The sequence below is a fragment of the Actinomadura sp. 3N407 genome, assembly GCF_052245875.1.
Classification (GTDB): domain Bacteria; phylum Actinomycetota; class Actinomycetes; order Streptosporangiales; family Streptosporangiaceae; genus Spirillospora.
The window spans coordinates 1-23,363 of record NZ_JBQQBP010000013.1 but is presented as its reverse complement, the minus strand read 5'-3'; the positions used below and the strand labels follow the sequence as shown (position 1 = coordinate 23,363).

Annotated in this window: 24 protein-coding genes; 9 read left to right on the top strand and 15 right to left on the bottom strand. The window is 72.8% G+C overall.

Features of this window, described 5'->3' with window-relative positions:
- Positions 1–52 precede the first annotated feature (52 nt).
- Positions 53–1,159 (top strand): hypothetical protein, encoded by a 1,107-nt coding sequence (locus ACTWPP_RS29225; RefSeq protein ID WP_443107578.1) that lies wholly within the window; start codon positions 53–55, stop codon positions 1,157–1,159.
- Here ACTWPP_RS29225 and ACTWPP_RS29220 read toward each other — a convergent pair.
- From ACTWPP_RS29220 to ACTWPP_RS29205, 4 genes are read right to left on the bottom strand one after another with little or no spacing between them, the layout of a single operon-like run.
- A complete protein-coding gene (locus tag ACTWPP_RS29220; protein ID WP_443107781.1) occupies positions 1,069–3,381 on the bottom strand; it encodes a transglutaminase-like domain-containing protein in 2,313 nt (770 codons plus the stop codon). The two genes, ACTWPP_RS29225 and ACTWPP_RS29220, sit on opposite strands and share 91 nt — an antisense overlap.
- The gene (locus tag ACTWPP_RS29215; RefSeq protein ID WP_443107577.1) at positions 3,378–4,508 is read right to left on the bottom strand and encodes a DUF58 domain-containing protein; all 1,131 of its coding nucleotides are present in this window, start codon (positions 4,506–4,508) and stop codon (positions 3,378–3,380) included. Before ACTWPP_RS29215 ends, ACTWPP_RS29220 begins: the two co-directional genes overlap by 4 nt.
- Positions 4,509–4,523: 15 nt before the next feature.
- On the bottom strand, positions 4,524–5,516 hold the full coding sequence (locus tag ACTWPP_RS29210) for an AAA family ATPase (RefSeq protein ID WP_443107576.1): 993 nt from the start codon (positions 5,514–5,516) through the stop codon (positions 4,524–4,526).
- Between the two features lie 11 nt (positions 5,517–5,527).
- Positions 5,528–7,351 carry a hypothetical protein gene (locus tag ACTWPP_RS29205; RefSeq protein WP_443107575.1) on the bottom strand — a complete coding sequence of 608 codons (1,824 nt, stop codon included), beginning with the start codon at positions 7,349–7,351 and terminating at the stop codon, positions 5,528–5,530.
- Between the two features lie 143 nt (positions 7,352–7,494).
- Between ACTWPP_RS29205 and ACTWPP_RS29200 the strand changes: the two genes are divergently transcribed.
- The gene (locus tag ACTWPP_RS29200) at positions 7,495–8,604 is read left to right on the top strand and encodes a hypothetical protein (protein WP_443107574.1); all 1,110 of its coding nucleotides are present in this window, start codon (positions 7,495–7,497) and stop codon (positions 8,602–8,604) included.
- Positions 8,605–8,616: 12 nt separating this feature from the next.
- Here the strand turns inward: ACTWPP_RS29200 and ACTWPP_RS29195 are convergent, their stop codons facing one another.
- Genes ACTWPP_RS29195 through ACTWPP_RS29185 form a run of 3 tightly spaced genes read right to left on the bottom strand, consistent with a single transcriptional unit; the run spans position 8,617 to position 10,474 of the window.
- Positions 8,617–9,081, bottom strand: a complete 465-nt coding sequence (locus ACTWPP_RS29195; protein WP_443107573.1) for a hypothetical protein — start codon at positions 9,079–9,081, stop codon at positions 8,617–8,619.
- Positions 9,082–9,086: 5 nt separating this feature from the next.
- Entirely contained in the window at positions 9,087–10,154 is a 1,068-nt protein-coding gene (locus ACTWPP_RS29190; protein WP_443107572.1) for a DUF389 domain-containing protein, read from the bottom strand.
- Between the two features lie 5 nt (positions 10,155–10,159).
- A complete protein-coding gene (locus tag ACTWPP_RS29185; RefSeq protein ID WP_443107571.1) occupies positions 10,160–10,474 on the bottom strand; it encodes an alkyl sulfatase C-terminal domain-containing protein in 315 nt (104 codons plus the stop codon).
- A 371-nt stretch (positions 10,475–10,845) separates the two neighbouring features.
- Here ACTWPP_RS29185 and ACTWPP_RS29180 point away from each other — a divergent pair, with 371 nt between their 5' ends.
- Entirely contained in the window at positions 10,846–11,583 is a 738-nt protein-coding gene (locus ACTWPP_RS29180) for a TetR/AcrR family transcriptional regulator (RefSeq protein WP_443107570.1), read from the top strand.
- A gap of 37 nt (positions 11,584–11,620) precedes the next feature.
- Here the strand turns inward: ACTWPP_RS29180 and ACTWPP_RS29175 are convergent, their stop codons facing one another.
- Positions 11,621–12,160 carry a sensor histidine kinase gene (locus ACTWPP_RS29175; protein WP_443107569.1) on the bottom strand — a complete coding sequence of 180 codons (540 nt, stop codon included), beginning with the start codon at positions 12,158–12,160 and terminating at the stop codon, positions 11,621–11,623.
- A gap of 31 nt (positions 12,161–12,191) precedes the next feature.
- Here ACTWPP_RS29175 and ACTWPP_RS29170 point away from each other — a divergent pair, with 31 nt between their 5' ends.
- Entirely contained in the window at positions 12,192–12,707 is a 516-nt protein-coding gene (locus ACTWPP_RS29170; RefSeq protein ID WP_443107568.1) for a response regulator transcription factor, read from the top strand.
- 502 nt (positions 12,708–13,209) lie between these two features.
- On the opposite strand, the gene ACTWPP_RS29165 is transcribed toward ACTWPP_RS29170, so the two are convergent.
- The 4 genes from ACTWPP_RS29165 to ACTWPP_RS29150 form a co-directional block, all read right to left on the bottom strand.
- Positions 13,210–13,974 carry a hypothetical protein gene (locus ACTWPP_RS29165; RefSeq protein ID WP_443107567.1) on the bottom strand — a complete coding sequence of 255 codons (765 nt, stop codon included), beginning with the start codon at positions 13,972–13,974 and terminating at the stop codon, positions 13,210–13,212.
- 1 nt (position 13,975) lies between these two features.
- The gene (locus ACTWPP_RS29160) at positions 13,976–14,917 is read right to left on the bottom strand and encodes an ABC transporter ATP-binding protein (RefSeq protein ID WP_443107566.1); all 942 of its coding nucleotides are present in this window, start codon (positions 14,915–14,917) and stop codon (positions 13,976–13,978) included.
- Positions 14,918–15,167: 250 nt separating this feature from the next.
- Positions 15,168–16,376, bottom strand: a complete 1,209-nt coding sequence (locus tag ACTWPP_RS29155; protein ID WP_443107565.1) for a cysteine desulfurase family protein — start codon at positions 16,374–16,376, stop codon at positions 15,168–15,170.
- Positions 16,373–17,050, bottom strand: coding sequence for an ArsR/SmtB family transcription factor (locus ACTWPP_RS29150; protein WP_443107564.1), 678 nt, complete (start codon positions 17,048–17,050; stop codon positions 16,373–16,375). The genes ACTWPP_RS29155 and ACTWPP_RS29150 overlap by 4 nt, the downstream gene beginning before the upstream one ends.
- 99 nt (positions 17,051–17,149) lie before the next feature.
- Between ACTWPP_RS29150 and ACTWPP_RS29145 the strand changes: the two genes are divergently transcribed.
- Together ACTWPP_RS29145 and ACTWPP_RS29140 are read left to right on the top strand one after the other, a co-directional pair.
- Entirely contained in the window at positions 17,150–18,541 is a 1,392-nt protein-coding gene (locus ACTWPP_RS29145; RefSeq protein ID WP_443107563.1) for an MBL fold metallo-hydrolase, read from the top strand.
- Positions 18,538–19,824, top strand: coding sequence for an MFS transporter (locus ACTWPP_RS29140; protein WP_443107562.1), 1,287 nt, complete (start codon positions 18,538–18,540; stop codon positions 19,822–19,824). Before ACTWPP_RS29145 ends, ACTWPP_RS29140 begins: the two co-directional genes overlap by 4 nt.
- A gap of 151 nt (positions 19,825–19,975) precedes the next feature.
- Here ACTWPP_RS29140 and ACTWPP_RS29135 read toward each other — a convergent pair whose 3' ends face one another.
- Complete coding sequence (locus ACTWPP_RS29135) at positions 19,976–20,341, bottom strand: hypothetical protein (RefSeq protein ID WP_443107560.1); 366 nt, start codon at positions 20,339–20,341, stop codon at positions 19,976–19,978.
- A gap of 81 nt (positions 20,342–20,422) precedes the next feature.
- Positions 20,423–20,623, bottom strand: coding sequence for a hypothetical protein (locus ACTWPP_RS29130; protein ID WP_443107559.1), 201 nt, complete (start codon positions 20,621–20,623; stop codon positions 20,423–20,425).
- A gap of 115 nt (positions 20,624–20,738) precedes the next feature.
- Between ACTWPP_RS29130 and ACTWPP_RS29125 the strand changes: the two genes are divergently transcribed.
- A complete protein-coding gene (locus ACTWPP_RS29125) occupies positions 20,739–21,035 on the top strand; it encodes a hypothetical protein (RefSeq protein ID WP_443107558.1) in 297 nt (98 codons plus the stop codon).
- A gap of 17 nt (positions 21,036–21,052) precedes the next feature.
- Here ACTWPP_RS29125 and ACTWPP_RS29120 read toward each other — a convergent pair whose 3' ends face one another.
- Positions 21,053–22,189, bottom strand: coding sequence for an MFS transporter (locus tag ACTWPP_RS29120; RefSeq protein ID WP_443107780.1), 1,137 nt, complete (start codon positions 22,187–22,189; stop codon positions 21,053–21,055).
- 282 nt (positions 22,190–22,471) lie between these two features.
- Here ACTWPP_RS29120 and ACTWPP_RS29115 point away from each other — a divergent pair, with 282 nt between their 5' ends.
- The gene (locus ACTWPP_RS29115) at positions 22,472–22,699 is read left to right on the top strand and encodes a hypothetical protein (RefSeq protein ID WP_443107557.1); all 228 of its coding nucleotides are present in this window, start codon (positions 22,472–22,474) and stop codon (positions 22,697–22,699) included.
- A 109-nt stretch (positions 22,700–22,808) separates the two neighbouring features.
- On the top strand, positions 22,809–23,363 hold a 555-nt coding region (locus ACTWPP_RS29110; protein ID WP_443107556.1), incomplete at its 3' end, for an MBL fold metallo-hydrolase.

The window sequence follows — 23,363 nt, the reverse complement described above, 5'->3', positions numbered from 1 at the left end:
CACCGGCCGATCGCCGGTCGACCGCCTGCGAGAAGCACTGAGGGAACATGTGATGGCCACTGCGCCGAACGTCATCGTGGCAGGAGACCCGGGCCTCGGGCGGAGGGTCGAGAGCACCGGGCGGTTTCCGGCCGTGTTCTCTGTCGCGTCCGCGACGGAGCTTCAGGATCTGTCCAAGAGCGGTGTGGTCGGCTCACCGGCTGCGTTCATGTTCGCACCGGAGTTCGACGAGGACCTCCCCGAGGCGACGGTCGCGCCACTGGCCAACGGACTGGCGGCGAGCGGGTTCACCGTGCTCGTCCACCCCTTCTTCACCGGACGCGGCGACGTCTTCGATCCGGGTGTGGTCGTGGCCGCCGATCCGAGGAACATGTCGGATCTGCTGACATTGCTCGGTGTGGTCGCCCTTGACATCGTCGAGCCCGACCTCCACCCCGAGCCGCCACCGGACCCCTGGACGCACGAACCGCCACCGGCCCCCTGGACGCACGAACCACCACCGGCCCCCTCGACGCACGAACCGCTACCAGCCCCCTGGGCGCACGAACCGCGGGAGGACACGGCCGCGCCGGGACCTCGGCATGAACCGATCTGGCACGGCGGCCCTCCGCAGGACGCCCTCCCGCACGACATCCCGAGCCAGGTGACGGGACCTCCCGCGAGGCGGGCTCGGCGCCGCCGCGGTCCGGTGGCGGCGCTCGTGGCGGTGCTCGTGCTCGCCGGGGCGCTCGGCGGTGTGATCGGGCTGGGCGGGTCCGGGGACTCCGGGGAGATCTCGGGGAGCGGCGGCCGGTCCCCGCGACCGGAGGGTTCGCCCTCGCAGGCGGAGCGCCCGCCGGCACCCACCTCCACACCGACGGCGGTGCGGCCGGTGAAGGAGTACGTGCCCGGCCAGGTACGGATCGCCGACGGCCGGGTCTCGATCGAGGTCAGCTGGAAGGACGGCAGCGGCGGCCGGGCCGCCCACTACGTGGTCGGCGGACCGTCGGGGCGCACACCGTCCACCCTGGCCAGTACACCCCCTGGAACCACGAAGGTCGTGGTCACCGCGCTGAACCCGAGCGTCGACTACTGCCTGACCGTCGTCGCCGTGGTGGACGTCGACCGGGTCGCCCATGCCGAGCCCGTCTGCACCCGGCGGGTGAAGCGGGACGACTGAGCCGTCCACAGCAGCGGGCGCGGGTCCCACCACCAGACCAGGCGGTGCGGGAGGGCCCGTGAGCGCCGTACCCCCGCGACCAGGGAACGGACCTGCCCGGCCGCGAACACGGCATCGTCCGGCGTGACCGGGCCGCCGAAACCCGCGGCGTTCACCAGCCGGTCCAACCGGCGCAGCAGGGCCGGATCGGCCTCCGGCAGTTCCCGCGCGAGACGCGCCGACACGTCGGCGACCGTGGCGGACACGGCGGCGGGCCGGCCCGCCAGCCGCATCGCCGCCAGCAGTTCCCGCCACGCCGCCAGGATCCGATCGGCCGCATCGCCGCGGCCCGCTCGACGGGACCGCACCAGCCGCAGCAGCGGCACGCCGGCCAGGAAGAACGCGAGGACGAGCAGCGGCGGGACGACAAGGAGCCTCCCCATCCGGTTTCCGTCCGACGGCGGCGTGCCCGTGTCGCCCGCACCGCCGCCGGCGAGATCGTCAGCGTCGTCATCGCGGTGGCTCCCCTCGCGATCCGCCCGGTCGCCCCCGCGCGGACGCGGGGATGCCTTCGAACGGTTCTGCGGGTTGGGATCGAAGGGCACCCACCCCAGGCCCTCGAAATGGACCTCGCCCCAGGCCACCGCGTCGCCGGTGCGGATCACGCGGTCGCCGCCGCCCGGCCCGAATCCGACGACCACCCGGCTCGGCAGCCCGGCGGCCCGGGCGAGCACCGCGAACGCGCTGGCGAACTGCTCCGACGTCGCGCCGCCGCCCTTGCGTCCAGGGGGTACCAGCAGCTCCGCGAGTTCCGCGTAACCATGCCCGCCCGGGGCTCCCGGCTCGAAGGTGTAGGAGTCGCGCAGATACTCGGCGAGGCGTGACGCGCGCCGGCGCGCGGTGCCGTCACCGGCGGCCGTACGCGCGATCTCGTGCAACCGCGGAGGTGCGCCCGGCGGCAACCGGAGGTAGCGGTCATACCCGGTTGCGGTGGAGGCCCGGGCTCGGTAGTCCTGCCGGCCGTTCCAGTCGGGGACGATCCCGGTCGCGCTGTACGTCCGGCCCGCCACCGGGCCGTCCGAAGACAGCAGCGTGCCGGAGGTCTCATCGTGGCCGACCGGGATGCCGTCCACCCGGGTGGGGATCCCGGGTACCGGTACCCAGTCGCCGGGCAGGTTCCCGACGGACAGGCGCACCGTGGTCCGCACCGTCCGCGGCGGCACCACCTCGGGAGGCGGCAGCCCAGGTCCGGCGGGACGGTAGGTGCTGTCGGGCAGCCAGACCGGCCCGGTGAACTCGGCGAGCGCGACCCACCGCAGCCCCGTCCTCGGACCCGACACGGTCATCAGGGGCACCTGGGGTTCGGCGGCCCATGCCGACAGGTAGGCGAGAGGGTTGCGTACGTCGCGTGGGACTTCCGGGGTGTCGGCGGCCCTGCGCGGATCGGCCGCCCGTACCGGCCAGCCCTCCAGCACGCCGGGCGCGGCGACCGCGGCGCCGGTGCCGGGCAGGATCACCGCGCAGGCCACGGCCACGACCGCCGCACCGGTGCGGGAACGCGGACGGGACGCGGTGGACGCGGGCCCCGGGCCCGGTATCCGGACGGTAATCCCTGCGCGGGCGGTGTCCGGAGGGGGCGGCGGAGCGGCGGCCAGCAGCACCGTGACGGCGACGGCCAGCAGGGCGGCCGACCAGTAGCCGTGCCCGGCGGCCTGCGGATTGAGCGTGGCGGCCCCGCACAACAGCAGCGCACCCGGCAGCAACGCGAGCAGGACGCCGCCGTCCCGGTGCAGCACCGTCCCGATCGCTCCCGCCAGCCATACGACGAGCACCGGGAACGCGAGCATGTCCACGGTCACCGGCACCTGCGGCGCGGTGGTCAGGATGCGCGCGCCGGAGTGCAGCGCCGCGTCCACCGCCGCCGGCACCGGGTCCCCGACCGGACCGGGGGTCCAGGCGGCCAGCGCGACCAGCCAGGCCCCCGCCACGGGCACTCCCGCCGGAACCGCGGCGGGCCCCAGCCCCCGCAGCAGCCGATGCGCCACCGACGTGACCGCCACGACGCCGATCGCGGTAACGGCCAGGACGGCCATCACCGGTGCCGGCCGGTCATACCCCGCCGCCGCCAACGGCGCCGACGCGGCAGCGCCCAGCGCGACCGCACCGAACGAAAGCGCGGCACGCACACGCCCGACGCGGACGCCGTCCCCGCTCACCTCGTTCGCACGGGGGGCCCGGGTCATCGGGTCCACCAGCGGCTCTCATTCCATCGCGCGCTGAAGGCCGCCGCGTCGGGGGCGTGCAGAAGCCTTACGCCGGCGGGCGGTGTGGGGATTCCCACGGTGTCGTCTCGGGGGCCGATGAGGCCGACCAGCGAGATCGCGCGGCATGTGGCCAGCGCACGCATGGCCGTGGCCGTGTCCCCGTTCGTCGCCCTGCCCGGCAACAGGACCACCGCGCGTCCGGACGGGGCGGAGCTCAGCGCGGCGCAGGCGGCCGGGAGGTCCGCGTCGGGCCGTGCTTCCGCCTCGGCGAGCAGGTCGAGGTGTGCGGTCGTGCTCGCCGTCGCGGTCGAGCGCAGGCCGCCGGCCAGCCGCAGCTCCACCGGGACGTCCGTCCCCGACCGCGCGATCGAGGCCGCGACCTCGGCGAGGGCGTCCAGTTCGTCCGGACCGTACCGGTCGTCGACCAGCACGGTCAGCCCCGGGCGGGCGGTGTCGGCGTGCTCGCGGACCATCAGGCGCCCGCGGCGCGCCGAGGTGCGCCAGTGGATCTGGCGGACGTCGTCGCCGGGTGCGTGCTCGCGCAGGCCCGCGAAGGCGCCCTCGGTGGCCAGAACCGCCGCCGCCGACGCGTCGCGGCCGCCGCCACCGGCCGCGGGCACGGCGGCGAGGGCGTGGAAGCGCGGATGCATCAGCACCCGGACCGGCGCGTCATCGGCCGGACGGACGCTGCGCACCAGCCCCAGCGGGTCCGTCCGGACCAGTGTGACCGGCCCGGCCTCGACCACGCCGCGCCGCGGGGAGGACAACTCGTACCGGATCCGGGGGCGGGCGGGGCCCAGCGGCACGACGGCCGATCCCCCAGGGCCGGTGACGCGGTCGGTCGCGACGGCGCGCCCGGCGGCATCGCCCGGCTCGATGTCCAGGACGACGGTGACGGTGTCGCCGGCGGCGACGCGCGAGGACGCGGCACGGCGGCGGACCCGGGCGGCCGGGGGGCGCCCGGCGAGGGCCATGGCCAGCGCGAGAGTGGGGAACGCCAGCGCGCCCAGGGCGCCCGGTGCCAGGTAGCCCAGGCCGAGGCCGCCGCCGCACAGCACGGTTCCGGACGCGAGCAGCCCCCAACCGCGTGCGGTGGGACGCGGCATGCCGCCCGCCACGTCCTACCGCCGGTTCTCGTGCGGCGCCGGGACCGGGACCTCGGCCAGGACGCCGTCCAGCAGCTCGGCGGTCCCCTCCGCGGTGGCGGCGCCCGACAGCGGTACGAGCCGGTGCGCCCAGATCGGCCTCGCCAGGGCCGTGACATCGTCGGGGGTGACGTACCCGCGGCCGTCGGCCAGCGCGTACATGCGCGCCGCCCGGCACAGCACGATGGACGCCCGCATCGACACCCCGGCCCGCAGCCGCGGATGCCGGCGGGTCCGCTGGACCAGCCGCAGCACGTACTCGTACACGGGCTCGGCGAACGCGACCCGTTCGGCGGCCGCCGCCAGCCACGCCATCTCGTCGGCGTCCAGGACGGGAACCAGGTCATCGGGATCGGTCAGGGCCGAGCCGCGCATCAGCGACAGCTCCGCCTCCTCACCCGGATATCCCGGCGACAGCCGCATCAGGAACCGGTCGAGCTGGGCCTCGGGCAGGGGGAACGTGCCCTCCAGGTCGACCGGGTTCTGCGTGGCCACCACCAGGAACGGGTGCGGCACCGGATACGCCGTCCCGTCCACGGTGACCTGCCCCTCCTGCATCACCTCCAGCAGCGCCGACTGCGTCTTGGGCGAGGTCCGGTTGATCTCGTCCACGATGAGGACGCCGGTGAACACGGGGCCGGGATGGAACTCGAACTCCCGGGTCCGCTCATTGAAGATCGTCACCCCGGTGATGTCGGAGGGCAGCAGGTCCGGGGTGCACTGCACGCGGCGGGCCTTCCCGCCGGTCACCGCCGCCACCGCGCGGGCCAGGGTGGTCTTGCCCATACCGGGCAGGCCCTCCAGCAGGACGTGCCCGCCCGTCGCGAACGCGGTGAGGATCAGCCGCACGGTCGCGGGGTCACAGCGGGCCGCGGTCTCCACACCCGCCGCCATCCGCTCGAAGACACCGGCCGCCAGCATCGCCTCCTCGCCGGTGACGACGGGGGACTCGGCCGTGGTGTTGCTCACTCGGTTCCTTCCTAGCTGCAGTTGGCCCAGCCGACCGAGGCGCTCGCGCCGGACCCGCCGCCCGAATAGCGGACGCAGACACCGGGCGCGTGCACGTACACCGGACCGGCGTAGTACTTGTACGTGCCGCGGGCGGACGCGACCTCGCCGCCGGTCTGCTCCTCCAGGCGGACCCAGACGTTGGTGCCCGTGCCGATGTTCGCGGTCTTCATCGTGACCGCGCAGTTCTTCCGCGTCGTGGCGCTGTACAGCTGGTAGGTCCGCCCGCCACTGAACGACGACGACCGCTGCACCTGGTAGTTGCCGCCCGAGCCGACGTTGCAGACCTGCGCCGGCGTGTACGGGTTCTTGGTGGGCGTGGGTTTCGGCTTCGGCTTCGGCTTTGACTTGGTCGGTGTCGGTGTCGGTGACCTCTTCGTGGGCGAGGCGGTGGGCGTCCTCGTGGTCGGGGCCGCCGTGGGCGAAGCACCGGGCACCGCGGGTGCCGGGGAGGGTTCCGGAGCCGGTGCCGTCGTACGCCCGGCCGCCGGCCGGGACGTCACGGGGGCGGCGCCTCCCCGCGCCCGAGGCTCCTCGGACACGCTCGGAGCGGGCCGAACGACCTCGGCCGGGGGCTCCTTGCTCGGGGAGGGGGTCTCGGGCGGGTCCGGGAAGACCGGGTCGTGGCGCGATACGGGGAGCGGGGGCGGGCCGTTCCCTCCGCCGCCCGGCGCGACCGGACGATCGCCGCCCTGACCGGGCCCGTCCGGATACTTGCCGATCGTGCGGACCCGGCCGTCCGCGCCGACCACCTGGGCGTCCGCACTTCCCGGCGCGTTGACGAACAGGTCGCCCTCACGGACCGTCAACTCCATATCGCCGCGGCCGGACGGCATGGACACCAGGCCGGTCTGCCGTCCGGCCGGGTCGTACACCCGAAGATCCCCGGTCTCCTGCACGGGCACGTACACCTTGCCCGCGAACGGGACGGCGGGTTCCTGGACGGGCTCGCGCAGAGGGAACGTCAGGACCGGGCCGCCCGTGCGCACGTCTCCGAGCGTGACCACCGAACCGGCGGCCGGGACGGTGATCGCGGCCAGGGCGCCGTGAGTGCGGTCGGGCACCATCGCGCCCGCCAGCGGGACCGGTGCCGTGATCCGGCGGGTGCCGTCGCCGGTCGCGAGCACCAGGTCGCGGCCGCCGCGGTCGACCACGAGCGCGCCCTCGTCCAGGACGGTCAGGACGAGGTCGCGGTCCGGCTCGGCGACCTCGGAGGTCCGTGCGACGGCGGCGCCCTGGGCGGTGACCCGCACCGCGGCGACCGTGCCCTGCCGGGGCAGAGCCACCCATAGCCGGCCGGCACCGTCGAACTCGCCGCCGGTCAGCGGGCCCGGCAGCCGGAGAACCTCACCCACCGGACGCAGCGTCGCCGGGTCCAGGGCGCGTACCGCGCCGGAGGTGCGCTCGATCACGGCGGCGGAGGTGGCGCCCATCACCAGGTGCGGGTCACCGCGGGTGCCGACGTCCAGCCGTCCCGAGAACCCGAGACCGGACAGGTCGAGCGAGGACACCCGGCCGGTGTCCAGGTCGTGGACGAGGAGGTGCCGATCGTTCTGGGTCACCCGTACCCGGTGACCACGGGCGTCGGTCACCTCACGACGCCGCTCGACCCGGCCGTTGTCGGGGTTGACCCGTCCCACCTCGCCCGCAGTCCGGCTCCACAGCCACGCGCTGCCGTCGGTGGCCGCGGTGGCGTGTCCGATCCGGCCGCCGCCCAGCAGGGTGGCCGATAGCGCGAGGGTGACCAGCGCGGCCGTGACCCAGCCACCGATCCGTGCGCGCGCCGCCCCAGCCATCGCGTGTCCCCCTCCAGGTTCGGTGACGCTTCTGGGGTGACAGTCCGGCCTCCGGCGCCGGCGGCAACCGGCGGTTGCCGATCCGGCCTGCCGCCAGACGGTCCCCGATTGGGAATGGCAACCGGACGTGGGAGAGGTGCACCGTGGCGTTCGCCGCACGGGTCAAGGAAGAGTTCTATCTCCGGCGCGCGTTCGACGGCGACGCACCGGTGTTCGTGGACGCGACCAGGTATGCCAGGCAGGGACTCCCTTATCCCCTCAGCGCGAAGAAGGCGTTGAAGGCCACCTGCGCCGTCTGGACGGACGACAAGGTCGTCGCGTTCAGCCTTCGTCACTACACCGCACAGCAGACCGAACGGGAGGTCGAGCACCTCGAGTCCGGCATCGGAGCCCATGTGATCACCTACCAGAACGTGCTGCGGCCGAGGATGCCCCGCAAGACCCTGCAGGACCTCAATGAGGCCGCGCGCGAGTTGTCGCCCGTCATCGGTGACGATGTGATCGTCGAACTGGACGGCGAACTCCACGTTCTGGCGCTGACCCGCATGGGCGGCACGGCCGAATTGAGACCGGCCGGCAGAATCGTCAAGGCCGGAGTTGGGGACGCGTACGTCCGGTCCGAGACCGTGGCGGCCGACGGCGAGTTCACCCTGCCGATCCGGGGGCTTCGTCTTCGCATCTTCCTGCGCTCCCCGGTCCGGGGCCGCGTCATCGCCTACGGATTCGGCGGGTACCTCGCCCGCAGGCCCGGCGAGGTGGAGACGGTGGTCCGCGCGACCGCTCTGGCCTTGAACAGCCTCCTCGGCCTTGCGACGTTCCGGTTGCTGTCCGGGCTCCACCATGTTGAAGTCCCTCCGCGTCCAGGCGCCGCGATCCGGCAGCGCGGGGAGTCCGGTCGTGTGGCCTTCACGGTCCCGGTGCTGCTGTGCACCGGCGACGGGACCCAGGCCGCATCGGGCCGGCTGGCCGGGGAGATCGACCTCGAACACGTGGATCCGGTGACCGGCGGGCTGCGGGTGCGCCTGAGCGGAAGCGACCGCCTGGCTTGGAACCCGACGCTGATCGGCTCAGTACGGTTCGAGACCTATGAGCGGGTCCTCACGGAGTCCATCGTCAAGGCGCTCCGCTCCTCCCTTGGCGACGCGATCCGAGCCATGACCTACGACATCGTGCTGGGCGACCTCGGAGAGCCGGAAATCGCAAGGCTGCGGGCCGCCGCGAACCGGCTCCCCCGCCTGACGGCGTCCGGGTGAGGGAGAGAATGGTCAGCCGGCGGTGGAGATGTCCAGCCATGTGCGCCGTGCGGTCTTCTCCACGTGGCAGCCGAACTTGGCCCCGGTCACGTCGAGGCCGGTGAGCTGGGGCGGCCACCCCAGTTCCTCCGGCCGCACCAACAGGAAGTCGAGGACCTCGATGCGGACGTACCTCCGCCCTTCCCTCTGGACGAGACGGACGGAGATCTCCAGGGCATCGGGCAGTCCCGCGGCCTGCACGTCGCGTACCACGTTGTCCACGAGCCATCCAAGGCCCGCGGTCGCGGCGGAGGCGACATTGCGAGAGTTGAGGTCCCATTCGACGAGGGCCGCGCGGAGCAGCCCCCGGGCCGCCAGAACCGCCGCGGGTCCGGGGGCATGAGCCAGGATGTACAGCGCCTCTTGGTCGGCGGCGGGCAGCACGGACGATTCAGAAGCCTCGACGGCGAGCGTTCCGCTTCTCTTCTGTGACCTCACAATGTTCACCGTCCACGCACCCCTGCCGAAGGCAACACTGCGCTTGCCGGAAATACGCCCCGGCCACCGGACGCGAGCCCCGAGCACCTGGGCGCCGACGGCCCTGCGGGCCCATGCCGCGGAGGGACGGTGGTTCGGACCTCCACGAGCAGGGAGATCTGGCGTCGGACTCCGTCCGGGCCGCCAGCTCGGGGAAATGCCGAATCGCCGCGCTCAACGCTCTCAAGGCGTCCGGTCTGCCGGCGCACCGGGATCCGCAAAGCGAGGAGGAACGCTCCGGGCCCTTCCCACGATCGCGTTGTGAACTGGCGGGCCCTCAGGAACACGGTCAGGGTCGGCCCGTCCCGGCCGGGGTCAGGACCCGACCTTTCCGGCGTCGACCGTAGGGCGAGCGCGGCGCGGGTGGGGGTGCGGGCGGCCGGTGCGGTGTCGCGGTATCCGAGGGCGGCGAAGACGAAGGTCCCGGCCAGGACGAGGCACAGGAAGTTGGACAGGAACAGCACCAGCGCGCCGCACGCGAGGACGGGCGCGCCGTCCCCGAGGCAGACGCCGGCCACGACCAGCGGCGGGACGAGTGAGATGGCGATCGCGACACCGGGCATGACCGCGGCGACGTCCCGGCGGGCGAGGGCGACGGCGCCGACCAGTCCGGTCGCCATCGCGGCGAGGAGGTCGGCCAGGCCCGGGGAGGTGCGGCCGGAGATCTGCGTGTTGGACAGCAGGTCGTAGGAGCGCGGCACGGCCAGCGACGCCAGCAGCCCGACGGCGACGACCGCGGCCGCGACGCCGAGGACGAACCGGCCGGCGCCGGTGCGGGTCCGTTTCACCAGGCCGAGTGCGACGCCCATGATGGGCGTGGACAGCGGCGCGATGACCATGGCGCCGATGACCGTCGCCGTCGAGTCGGCCATCACTCCGGCGGCGGTGATCAACGCGGACCGGATCAGCATCGTCCAGAAGGCCGAGAGCTTCGGCGTGTCCTTCCCGGACCGCAGGTCCAGGTCGGCGGTGAGCTCCTCGGGCGTTCGCCGCTGCGTTGCGGGGACCAGCCGATCCCGTACCCGCGCCGGCATCTCCGTCAGGGGGTGACGATGTCGAAGTCGCGATCGACGTCGTCGAGCAGGCCGATCAGCGTGGCGAATGCCCGGCGGTCGCCGTCGGCCTGGACGCCGTCGAGGCTCTGGGCGGTCACCGTGTGCAGCAGTTGCGGCTTGGTCAGGGTCAGGGTGAGGTCGGCCGGGTTTCCGTCGTGGGCGTGGGTCTGGGTGAGGACGCCGTTGGCGAGGCTGAGCCTGATCTCTTCCTTGAGGTCGGTGAAGTTCCAGTCGATGGTCAGGCGGGTGTCCCAGGCGCGCGGGCCGTTGACGCGGATGGCGAGGGAGTTCCACCGCACGCGGCGAGCACCTCGCCGAATCCGGTGACTCCCTGCCCGATCGAAACGATGCGTGCACAACGCGGGATCACCGCCCCATCACCCTGGTCGACAAACGCAACCCGGACAAGGTGATCCCGGAGATGGCGCCCTTGGGCGGGAGGCTCATCCGCACATCGCTGTCCACCGAAGACGAGCGGCACCTGCGCGACGCGGTAATGGCCGCCCGCGCACCCCAGCCCGCCTGACCCGACTGTGGGGAGCGCGACGGCCGCACTGCGGTCGCGCGCTCCCCCGGTGAGCGACCCCGCGCCCGCTACCGTTGCTACGATCGGAAACCGTCCGGGCTGGACTCAGCAACCACGCACGGGCGACAGGGAAGGCACTCGCAGATGACCGCCGCCGCGCCGAACTCACCCGACGGCGCGAACGTGCCGGGCAGCCCGGCCTGGTGGGCCGCCCGCCCCGTCGCCCGCACCACCCCCCGCCGTGGCCGTCCCGCCCTGGACACCGACCACATCATCGGGACCGCCCTGCGGCTCGTCGACGAACACGGCGTCCACGCCTTCTCCCTGCGGATGCTCGCTGACACCCTGGGCTCCGGCACCGCCACCCTCTACCGCCACTTCGCGAGCAAGGACGAGATCCTGGCCCACACGGTCGACCGCGTCCTCGGGGAACCCGACCTGAGCGACCTCGGCGCCCTCGCCACCTGGCAGGAGACCCTCACCGCCGTCGGCCACCGCCTCTACGACACCCTGTGCCGCCACCCCGACATCGTGGCCCCGCTCATGGCCCAGGTCCCCGTCGGACCCAACGGGCCGGCCCAGCGCGAACGCGTTCTGCGCGCCCTCCTGGACCGCGGTCTCTCCGCCGACCTCGCGGCACGCGCGTTCACCGCCATCGGCCACTACGTCATCGGCTTCACCGCCCAGCAGCACGGACCCGCGGCCGCGTCTCCCGATGCAGTCCCCGAACTCGCCGCCTTCTACCGCCGCCTGGACCCCGCCGTGTACCCGGCCATCACCCAGACCACCCGCACCCTCACCTCAGTTCCGCTACCCGAGGAGTTCCGCTTTGGCCTGGAACTCCTCATCGGCGGCCTCGAACGCCACGCCCGCCATGAATGATCAAGGTTGAGCGGCCCGCCCGGAGGCCACGGTGGGTCTACCGGTCACCGGCCGCGGCCTTCCTTCGGGCGTGCGGTAGCCAGACGGTGACGATGGTGCCCATGCCGGCTTCGGACCGTACGGCCACCTGCCCGTGGTGAGCGTGAACGATGACTTCGACGATGGCGAGTCCGAGGCCGGAGCCGCCGTAGGCGCGGCTCCGGCTGGCCTCGGCGCGCCAGAAGCGTTCGAAGACGCGAGGGAGGTCCTGGCGGGAGATGCCCGGTCCGTTGTCGATGACGTCGACCTGGACGGCGCCGCCGACGTCGGTGATCTCGACCCGGACGGACGTCCGGGCCGGGGTGTGCTGGACGGCGTTGCCGACGAGGTTGCGCAGGGCTTGCTGCAGCCGGGCGGCGTCGCCGCGGACATGTGACGGCCGGGCCGGGGCCAGGGTGATGCCGCGGTCGGGATAGATGATCTGGGCGTCCTCGACGACGCCGGCCGCCAGGGCGGTGAGGTCGACGTCGCCCTGGTCCATGGGGCGTCCGGCGTCCAGGCGGGCGAGCAGCGTGAGGTCCTCGACGAGCAGGCGCATGCGTCCGACCTCGTTCTCGATGTGGTCGCTGGTGATCCTCGACGTGATGATGCCCGGACTGGACGGCTTCGAGGTGCTGAGGCGCCTCCGGAAGACGAGCGATGTCCCGGTGATCCTGCTGACCGCGCGAGACGAGGAGCTCGACCGGATCGTCGGATTCAACGCGGGTGGCGACGACTACGTGACCAAGCCGTTCAGTGCCCGCGAGCTCGCCTTGCGCGTCCGCGCGATCCTGCGCCGTTCCGCCGCGTCCGGTGGCGCGGCCGGCCCGGACGACGCCATCCTGCGCTTCGACGGGCTGCTGATCGACCCCGCCCGTCGCACGGTCGCTGTCGAGGACGGACGCGTCATCGAACTCACCGCGCTCGACTTCGACACCGGCGTCACCGGGCTCTCCGACGTTACGGGCCTGCCTGCCGCCGGTCCACGGGGCTCCTGGGTCCGTGGTGGTCGTCATCGCCCCGGACACGTGCCGTGTCACAGGTGTCGTTTCAACCAGGCCCGGGTCACCCGGTCGCGCTCCTTGACCGGCGGGCAGTGTCCATGACCCCCGGTGATCTTGACCTCGCCGTCGGCGGATGAGGCCAGTCCTCCAGACGGACCTCGCGGAACCACTTCTCCTCATCGATCGCGAACGATGTGCCGGAGGTGGCCGAACTAGAGGCGCCGGCCGAGGGATCCGCCCCGCCTTCCGCGCAGCCCGCGACGGCCAACGTCACTACAGCGACTGAGGCCGCCACCGCCGAAAGCCGTACCTGATGTCGCATGTCTTTCCTCCCGCATCCGCCGGACCTGACGCTGGTACGTTCTGTGCTCGTGCTGCAGTCCAGCGCGGTCACATGCGGCTTGTGCGGTTGCCTGGATGAAGGCTTCATGAAGACGAGAGACAACCGTGAGAGGTCCCGCTGTGACGGCCGAGCGGCGCGCCGGGCACGTCTCGCGGGGTGTCCGTCGCGATGGACACCGTCGGGATCTCAGTGGTGGAGAGACCGCGAGCCGCGAGGCGGCCGGCCGCTCCGCGGCGCGGCTCCCAGATGGCGAGCGGGCTCTCAGGTGATGTCGCGGCGGATCGAGGTCAGTGTTCCGGCGAGTGCGAAGGCGATGCCGTAGCCGGCCAGGACCAGCCCGCCCTGCCAGGGCTCCAGGAAATGCTGGGTGGTCAGGGAGATCTGGGTGAGTGAGGCCGAGGCCGAGCCCGGCAGGTACAGCGTCCAGTCGGCGAGGGCGGGGACGCCGGTGAGGATCGGCTCGGCGACGAACCGGTAGACCAGCAGGCCGACCACGGCGGCGACCTGGTTGCGGACGAGCGCGCCCACGCCGACGCCGATGAGGGCGAAGATGGCGATGTCGGCGACGACGCCGAGCATGGTGGCGGGGAGCCCGTTGCCGGTGAGGGGCACGCTGATGTTCTGGGTCGCCAGCCATGGCACCGCGATGGCGGCGACGACGACCAGGCAGGTCAGCGCGTAGCCGATGCCGGCGAGGCCGCAGGTGACGAGTTTGGCGGCCACGACGCGGCCGCGGTGCGGGGTGGCCAGGAAGGTGGCGGTGGCCGTCTTGTGCCGGAACTCCCCGGTGATGGCGATGGCGCCCAGGACGGCGACCAGGGTGTTGGCGCCGCCGGCTGCGACCCCGAACAGCGTCTGCTGACCGGCCGCGGTGGACAGGGCCGGTGTCCAGGTGTCCCCGTCGCCGGAGAAGGCGATGAGCAGGCTGGAGTACAGGGCGGTCAGCGCCATGGACGCCAGCAGCAGCCACAGCCAGAGGCGGGTGGTGAGCAGCTTGCGGAACTCTCCCGCGATCAGGTGGCGCATGTCAGGTCGGCTCCTGGTGTGCGGCGGTCAGGGTGAAGAAGATCTGTTCCAGGTCGCCGCCGGTGCTGGTGAGCTCGTGCAGTTCGATGCTGCGGCGGTGGGCCAGGCGCCCGATCTCCTCGGGCCGCATCCCGGTGACGGTCAGCTCGTCGGGCCCGGTGCGGTCGATGCGCGCGGTGCCCGGCCCGGCGCCGTTCACGTCCGCGGCCAGCGCGTCGGCCAGGGCGCCGGCCTGCGGGCTGCGGACCATGGTGGCGGCCAGCGCCCCGGCCAGTTCCGTCAAGGGGCCCTGCCGGACCAGCCGTCCCCCGTCGATGATGATCACGTGGTCGACCAGTTGCTGCACCTCGGCTAGCAGGTGGCTGGAGACCAGGACGGTCCGGCCGTCGGCGGCCTGCCGTTTGAGGAAGCGCCGCATCCAGGCGATGCCTTCGGGGTCCAGGCCGTTGGCGGGCTCGTCCAGGATCAGGACCCTGGGGTGCCCCAGCAGGGCGGTGGCCAGGGCGAGGCGTTGCCGCATCCCCAGGGAGTAGCCGCCGACCGCGCGCCGGGCCGCGCCGGTCAGCCCGACCTCTTCCAGCACCTGGTCGGCTCGGGCCTGCGGGTAGCGGTTGACGGTGCAGTACACGCGCAGGTGGTCGCGGCCGCTGCGGGCCGGGTGAAAGCCGGTGGCCTCCAGCGCGGCTCCCACCTCGTCGCCGGGGCGGGGAAGGTCGGCGTAGTGCCGGCCGCTGATGCTCACGCGGCCGGAGTCGGGGGCGACCAGGCCGAGCAGCACGCGCAGGGTGGTGGTCTTGCCGGCGCCGTTGGGGCCCAGGAAGCCGGTGATCGAGCCCGCCTCCACGGTGAAGCTCACGTCGTCGACCGCCGTGACGGAGCCGAAGCGCTTGGTCAGGTTGCGGGCCTCGATCCGGCCGGGCCGTTCGATCGGTTGCTCGTTCATCGGTTGCTCCCCGTCCGCGGGCGGGCGGGTGGAAGGGCGGCACCGAGGATCTGCGGGGCGGCAGGAGCGGGACGGCCGGTGTTGGCGGACGGGCCTGTCGGCCCGGACGTGTACGTCATGGTTGCGGTCCCTTCGTGGTGGGCCGGTGAATGCCACCGTCAAGGGAACATACAACATAGTGAACTCACTTCACAATGAATGAAGTGCATTGTGTCGGCAGGCGCCGGCCGCGGCGATCGGGTGGAATCGATCAGAAGACCCGCCGATCCCCCGATCCGTTTCCGGTCGCCGCCTCGATCAGCGCGGTCGCCGCCACGTCAATGTCGGTTCGGGTGCTCCAGCGGCCCAGTGACAGCCGCAGCGCTCCCAGTGCGCGATCGGTGTCGAGGCCCATCGCGGTCAGGACCGGGGAGGGGGTGTGGGTGCCGCTGTGGCAGGCCGAGCCGGTCGCGGCGGCGATCTGGGGAGCCGCATCGAGAAGGTCATGGCCGGAGATGCCGTCGACGCTGATGTTCAGCGTGTTCGGCAGCCGCCGCCCTTCCGGCCCGTTGAGATGAACGCGGCCGGGCAGCGCGGTGGCGAGCCTCTGGTGGAGGTCGTCACGCAGCGCCGCGATCCGGGCGGCGCCGCCGTCGGCGAGCTCGTCGGCGGCGAGCCGGGCGGCGGTGCCGAGCGCGACGGCGAGGGCGACGTTCTCGGTGCCGGCTCGCAGTCCGAGTTCCTGGCCGCCTCCGTAGACGACCGGTTCCAGGTCCACGCCGTCGCGCACGTACAGTGCCGCCGCGCCTCTGGGTGCATACATCTTGTGCCCGACCACCGTGAGCAGGTCGGCGCCCATATCACGGGCATCGACGGGGATCTTCCCCGTGGCCTGCGCCGCGTCACAGTGGAACAGCGCCCCGTTCCGGTGGGCGAGGTCGGCCAGCCCGGCGATCGGCTGGAGGGCGCCGGTTTCGTTGTTGGCGGCCATCACCGAGACCAGCACCGTCTCGCCGGTCAGCGCGGCGGCCAGCGCGGCCGGGTCGACCAGGCCTTCGCCGTCCACCGGCAGCACCGTCATGCGGACGCGGTGCAGGCGCTCCAGGGCGCGGCACGTTTCCAGGACGGCCGGATGTTCGGTGGCCTGCGTGATCACGTGCGGGTGCGGTTGCCCGGAGGCCAGCACCGCGCCGCGCAGGGCGAGCAGGTCGGCCTCGGAGCCGGATGCGGTGAACACGATGTCGTGGGGGCGGGCGCCGATCATGGCGGCGACCTGTGCGCGGGCGTCCGCCAGGGCGGCGCGTGGCCCGGCGCCGTAGGGGTGGCCGCTGGACGGGTTGCCGAACAGGCCGGTCAGGTGGGGCGCCATCGCCTCGGCCACCCGGGGGTCGACGGGGGTGGTCGCGTTGTAGTCCAGGTAGACCGGTCCGCCGGCCAGGCCCGGATGCGGTGGGAGCCCGGGTGTAAGGCCGCTGGTCATGCCGGCTCCCCGTGCTGGACGGGCAGGTCGGCCAGTCGCCACTCCAGCATGCCGTCGTTCAGGCGGACGGCCCGCCTGCCGCGGCCGGTCAGCAGCCGTACCGCGTCGTAGGCGAGCACGCAGTATTCGCCTCGGCAGTACACCACGATCTCGGTGTCGGCGGGCAGCTCGTCGATCCGGTCGGCCAGCTCGGTCACCGGGATGCTGACCGCGCCGGGGATGTGGCCGGCCCGGTACTCCTCGACCGGCCGCACGTCCAGTACCAGCGCGTCCCCGGTCTCCGCGCGGGTGCGCAGCTCCTCGCGGGTGACCTCCACCGCGCCGTCCTCGCCGAGGTAGGCGTCCCGTGCCGGGGGGACGGCGGCCTGGTGGTTCTCGGCCACCTTGCGCAGCAGCGCGAACAGCCGCGCCACGTCGTCGCCCGCGAGCCGGTAGTGGATGCGCACTCCCTCGCGGCGGGTGGCGACGAATCCTGCCTGCTTGAGTGTTTGCAGGTGGGCCGAGGCCGTCGTCAGGTTCAGCCCGGCGGCCGCGGCCAGGGCGTCGACGGTGCGTTCTCCCTGGGCGAGCAGGTCGAGCAGCTCCAGGCGTTTCCCGCTGGCCAGCGCCTTGCCGCCGGCCGCGAACGCGGCGTACAGCTCCGCCTTGGTCTGCACTGCGGTGGTCTCCGCCATGACATACTCCAATCATCCATGGAATATTGTAGTTGAAGACGGATGCCGAGGCCACACGTCCGCGCACCCGCCTGTGCACTCGATCTTGGAGGGACCGTCATGGGCTTCGCCGACGACCATCTGACACCACTGGTGGACGAAGGACTGGGCAACAGCGCCTACCTCGTCGACCTGGGCGACGGCCGCGCCCTGGCCGTGGACGCCGGCCGCGACCTGCGCGCCCTGCACACCGCCGCTCAGCGGCTCGGCCTGACCGTCGCTTTCGCGGCGGACACGCACCTGCACGCCGACTTCCTCTCCGGCGCCGTCCAGCTCGGCCACGACACCGGTGCCACGGTGCTGGCCTCCGCCGCAGGGCACCGCGCCTTCCCCCATCGGGGTCTGGCCGACGGCGACGAGGTCGACCTCGGCGGGCTGACCCTGCGAGCGCTGGCCACGCCCGGCCACACCGACGAGCACCTGGCCTTCCTGCTGCTGGACGGCGGCCGGGAGCTGGGGGTGTTCACGGGAGGCTCGTTGATCGTGAACTCCGCCGCCCGCACCGACCTGCTCGGCGCCGACCGCACCGAGGCGCTGGCCCGCGCGCAGTACCGGTCTCTGCGATACCTGGCCACGCTGCCCGACCGGCTGGCGGTCTGGCCCACCCACGGAGCCGGGTCGTTCTGCTCGGCCCCGCCCGGCACCGAACGCACCACCACCATCGGCGCCCAGAAGCAGGCCAACCCGCTGCTGGCCGCACCGGACGAGGACACCTTCGTGCGCCGGCTGGTGGCGAGCCTGGGGTCCTACCCCGCCTACTTCGACCGGCTCACCGAACGCAACCGGCGCGGCCCCGCCGTCCTGACCGGCACACCGCCGCTGCCCGCGCTCGGCACGGGGCAGGTCGAGGCGCTGCTCGCCGACGGCGGCGAGGTGGTCGACGTCCGCCCGGCGGCCGACTACGCGGCCGGCCACATTCCCGGCGCCCTGTCCATCCCGCTGCGCGGCCAGTTCGCCACCTGGCTGGGCTGGCTCCTGCCCGACACCACTCCTCTGGTCTTCGTCATGGGCGAGGACCAGGATCCGGACGAGATCATCTGGCAGGCGTACAAGATCGGCTACGAGCGGCCTGCCGGACGCCTGGCCGGCGGCATGCCCGCCTGGCTCGCCGACGGCCACCCCCAGACCACCATCGCGTTCGTCACCGCCGGCCAGGCACCGGCAGGCCCCTACCTCGACGTGCGCCAGCAGGCCGAGTACGCCGCCGGGCACGTGCCCGGCGCGCTCAACATCGAACTCGGCGACCTGGCCGCCACCGCCTCCGGCGCCCCGGCCGGCGACCTGGCCGGCGCGGTCGTGGCCTGCGGGCACGGCGAACGCGCCATGACCGCGGCCGGCATCCTGGAACGCGCCGGCCACACCGATGTCACCGTCCTGAACGGCGGACCCGCCGACTACGCCGCCGCCCACGGCCGGCGGCTGGACCGCGGCATCCCGGGAGACGCCCGGTGAGCACCACCCCCACCGGCGCAGCGCCGGCCGGACGGCCGGTACGGCTGGGGTTGCGCGAGAACTGGCTGCAGTTCACGTTCCTCGTCATCGTCAACGTCTGCGTGGGCGCCCTGGTCGGTCTGGAGCGCACCACGGTTCCGCTCATCGGCACCGACGTCTTCGGCCTCACCAGCGACCTGGCCGTCTTCTCGTTCATCATCGCCTTCGGCCTCACCAAGGCGCTGACCAACCTGGCCGCCGGGGCGCTGACCGCCCGCTTCCACCGCAAGCAGCTCCTGCTCGCCGGATGGCTCGCCGGCACCCCCGTCCCCTTCGTCCTCGCCTGGGCACCCTCCTGGGGCTGGATCGTCGCGGCCAACGTGCTGCTGGGCGTCAACCAGGGCCTGACCTGGTCCATGACCGTCAACATGAAGATCGACCTGGTCGGCCCGGCCCGCCGCGGCCTGGCCACCGGCCTGAACGAGGCCGCCGGGTACGTCGCCGTCGGCGCCACCGCCCTGGCCACCGGCTACCTCGCCACCGCCTACGGGCTGCGCCCCATCCCCGAACTCATCGGCGTCGTCTTCGTCGCCGCCGGGCTCATGCTGTCGCTGATCGTCCGCGACACCGCCGCCCACGTCGCCCTCGAACTCGCCCAGCACCCCAAGCCCGCACCGGCCGGCGAGGCGAGCGGCCTGGCCACGACCTTCGCCCGCACCTCCTGGCGGAACCGCTCCCTGCGCGGCGCCAGCCAGGCCGGGCTGGTCAACAACCTCAACGACGGCCTCACCTGGGGTGTGTTCCCCCTGCTGTTCACCGAGCACGGGCTAGGCATCGCCGCCGTCGGCCTCATCAAGGGCCTCTACCCGCTGCTGTGGGGCATCGGCCAGATCCCCACCGGCCATCTCGCCGACCGCATCGGCCGCAAACCCCTCATCGTGACCGGCATGTTCGTCCAGGCCGCCGGGTTCGTCCTCGCCCTGGCGCTCCTGGACCGGCCGCTGCTCGCGGGCGTCCTGTCGGCCATCGCCCTCGGGATCGGCACCGCCATGGTCTACCCCGCCCTGATCGCCTCGGTGTCCGACCACGCCCACCCCACCTGGCGCGCCAACGCGCTCGGCACGTACCGGTTCTGGCGCGACATCGGCTACGCCGCCGGAGCCCTGATCGCCGGCATCCTCGCCGACACCCTCGGCCTCAACGCCACCGTCATCGCCGCCGCCGCCCTCACCGCCGCCTCCGGCCTGCTCGCCGCCCGCTGGATCACCGAGCACCACCACGACCACGCCCGCACGGCGGATTAGGGCTCTGCGTTGGGAGGCCATCGCGCCTGCGGGCTGCGGTGCGGCCGGTGGCCGTTGCAGTGAACGACGTATCGGGCCGGGAAATTCGTTCTGCGGCGGGGGCGAGGCGGCCCTGTGTCAGGCGGCCGGCTCTGTGTCAGTGGCCCCCGGGTCAGCGGGGGATGATCTGGGTATCGTCCGGTGATTCGGGGTCGCGTTTGAAGGCGGCGGCCGGCTGGTAGTGCGGCGGGATGGGCTTGCCCTCGCTGGAGCGGGCCACCATGGCGGCGTCGCAGGAGCTGCAGAGCAGTGCCTGGTTCCAGCTGGTGATGGACAGCTGGGTGCCTCGCGAGAACTGGGTGAGTGCGCGGGGCCGCTGGACCAGGTCGGTGCCGCCGCAGGTGGCGCAGCTCACCGCGGCGTCGCGGGGGAACGAGGCACCGCATGCCTCGCAGATGATCAGGATGCCGTCCGGCCCGGGGCGGCCGGCGAGGTTCTCCTCCTCACCGCAGTGTGGGCAGGCGATGTTTCGCGACACGTGTCCGTCTCTTCCACTCGGGGTGCCCAGCGCCTTCCAATCTATCTTTACGTGAGGTGAGAGCGAAGGCGCTGGACGGCGCTATGAGTTCGAGCGGTGGTCCGTGACATCCACGCCGTCCTGGAGCTGGACGACATCGGCCACGGCCACTTCGTGGACGATCCGCCAGTCTCCCGGCGCGCTCTCCCGCTCGAAGACGTAACGGGAGCCGGTCTGCCTGCACCGGTCCGCCGAGAGTTCCCGCCGCGCGCCGTCGACGAGGTGGATGCGGTAGCCCGCCATTGACCCCTCCTCTGCCTGTTCCCCGGCCCGGCTGGCCAAGCCCGGCGTCCCGGGGTACTGTGACGATCACACTCTACATTAACGTAAGAGTAGGGTGCACGTAGGCGGAGGTCAGATGCCCCTGTATCGCTTCCGGACGGGTGACGGCGAGGAGCATCTGGTGGATGCCCATCGCCTCCGGATGGACGAGTTCTCGGTCTATGCCGAGAGCTGCCGCATGGGAGCGTCTCCGCCCTGGGTGGTCGTCCTGCGGTTGCCCCTGTCGGAGATCGTGGACGTCCACCGGCGCCTGGAGGTCTCCGGCGGCGGCCATGCCTGGCTGGACCCGCCCGTGGAGAGCGCGTCCGGGTTGAAATACCTGCCCAACGTGCGGTTCGGAACAGGACGGCTGCCGCCCGGGGACGAGCGGTGACCCGGGGCTTCACCGCCTCATCCGCTCTTCCCTTCATGGCCGTCGGCCGTGGGACGGTTCGGCGGCGGCACGAGGATCACGATGACGGCGATCAGGGCGGGGACGGCGGCCGAGAGCATCAGCGCGGGCGTGTACGAGCCCACCAGGTCGTGTCCCAGCGACAGCAGGACCGGGCCGAACGCGGTGGAGGCGACCGTGGCGGCGTGGACGATGCCGCGAAGCGCGCCGATGTGGGCGGTGCCGAAGTAGGCCGGGACGATCGAGGCTTCCAGGGTCCGGACTCCGTTCCCCGCGGCGCCGAGCAGCAGCCCGAACGTGATCCCGCTGAGCCCCGGAGCCAGGAGAGGCGTCCAGAGCAGCCCGGCGGCCAGCACGGCCAGGCTCGCGGCGAGCACGAGGCGCGGCGGGAAGCGGTCGGCCAGCGCGCCGACGAGGAACGCCGCGGCGAGACCGGCCATGGTCTGGGGCAGGAAGTTCGCGGCGGCTTCGGTCGGTGACAGGCCGTGCTCGCCGAGCAGGGACACCTGGTGGAAGGCGACGGCGGTGGTCAGCATGCCCTGGCAGCAGACGGCCGCGATGATCGTCCAGAAGGCGGCCGTGCGCATCGACCGGCCCACCGTCCATCCCCCGGCCGGGCCCGGACGCGAGGTGTCGCGGACGGCCGCCGGGGGGCGGCCCCGCAGCCCGTACACGCCGACCGGGATGAGGACGGTCCAGATGACCAGGCCCTGGATCAGCCAGGCCGTCCGCCAGTCGGTCGCTGCGATCAGGCGTTCGGTGAGGACGGGCGTCACCGAGATCCCGGCGGCGCCGACCGAGGTCACCAGTCCCAGGGACGTGCCGCGGTTGCGGGTGAACCACAGCGCGACCGTGGTGGTGGCGAGCAGGCTGAGGGCGCCCTGCCCGGACAGCCGCAGCCCCGCCAGGCCGGCCGTGAGTCCCCAGATCGAACCCACCAGCGCAGATCCGGCCAGGACCGCGCCGAACAGCACGGCGGCGCCCGTGACCAGGACACGCACCCCGTAGCGGTCCAGGGCCCGTCCTACCAGCGGCAGGAACGCGGCCCCGGTCAGCGTCGCGATCAGGTAGGCGCCGCTGAGCTGGGTACGGGAGATGTCCAGGTCCTCGATCAGCGGCTCGGTGAAGACCGACAGCCCCGCCGTCTGCCCGGGACCGGTCAGGGCGAGGACGACGGTGGCGCTAAGCAGGATCCGCGTCCGGGTTCGGCGGCCCGGCTCCGCCTGCCGGTGCGGCGCCGGACTTCGCGCGTCGATCGCCTCGCTCAGATTCGCTCCTCATGCCGGTCACCCGCGCCGGCGTTCGACTCCCGCGGTCGCACTCTCTCCTCACGTAAGAGTAGAGTGCCCTCGGAGTGGCCGGTGCCGCCCCGCCCCACCGTGCGGCGGCAGGCGGGGCCGACCGACACGAGAGGGATCATGCCGACCTACCGAATCCAGCCGCACGAGGGCGCACCGCAGACGGTGCGGGCGCTGCGCCTGCGGGCCGACGACGAACAGGTCTACTTCGAAGATCGTGTGCATGGCCGGTGGCGGCCCGTGCTCGAACTCCACCTCGACGAGGTGGAGCAGGTCCAGCGCCGCCTCAACGAGGCCGACGGCTCCTGGATCTGGGTGACCGAGCACGTGCGGCGCATGCCGCTGTGACCATCGGCGATCAAATCTTCCTTCACGACATAGTAGGACCAGATCGCTGCGCCGAAGCAGCGCGGACAAGAGGAGCCCCCGTGTCAGCTGAGCTTAGCCCGATGATCGGATGAGCCGCCCGCACCCGGAACTCGGCCCACCGCCGGTGCTGCCGGCCCGCGGACTGCGCATTGTGGCGCTCGGCGGGCTCGGTGAGATCGGCCGCAACATGACGGTCTTCGAATACGGCGGCAAGCTGCTGATCGTCGACTGCGGAGTGCTGTTCCCCGATCTGGATCAGCCGGGCGTCGACCTGATCCTGCCGGACTTCACCGCCATCACCGACCGGCTGGACGACGTCGTCGCCGTGGTGCTCACGCACGGCCACGAGGACCACATCGGCGGTGTGCCCTACCTGCTGCGCGAGCGGCCCGACATCCCCCTCATCGGCTCCCGCCTCACCCTGGCGCTGATCGAGGCGAAACTCGTCGAGCACCGCCTGCGCCCGCGGACCGTGGAGGTCGGCGAAGGCGGCACCGAGACCATCGGGCCTTTCGACTGCCGGTTCTACGCGGTGAACCACTCGATCCCGGACGGGCTCGCGGTCGCGATCACCACCGGTGCGGGCACGGTCCTGCACACCGGCGACTTCAAGATGGACCAGCTCCCCCTGGACGGCCGCCTG